General features: G+C 49.4%; 1 pseudogene. It reads right to left on the bottom strand.

From position 1 onward, the window contains the following. Positions 1–255 (bottom strand): annotated as a pseudogene (locus tag JW499_RS22195) (IS1182 family transposase); the annotation flags it as partial.

The following is a 255-nucleotide window of genomic DNA, read 5'->3' as shown; positions in this document are numbered from 1 at the left end:
GATAGATCATCTTCATATTGGCTTCGCTATGAAAGCCACTATCGGCGGTGATCTGTACTTTTTGCAGAATACGGTGTTCCGGCTTTTTCAGCTGTCGGAATTGATGCCGAATACCAAAAAGCATCGGTCTTAAGGTGTGTTGTTCCTGACCTGCACCGTACGCTTGCGCATGCACAATAATCTGGTGTTTGCTATCCACCGCCGCCACGCCGTTATAGCCCTGGATCACGCCTTTAGCGGTTTTCATCTTGGCGC

The organism is Amphritea pacifica (genome assembly GCF_016924145.1).
Classification (GTDB): domain Bacteria; phylum Pseudomonadota; class Gammaproteobacteria; order Pseudomonadales; family Balneatricaceae; genus Amphritea; species Amphritea pacifica.
Note: the sequence above shows the minus strand (reverse complement) of the source record. Positions and strands in the feature narration are given on the sequence as shown.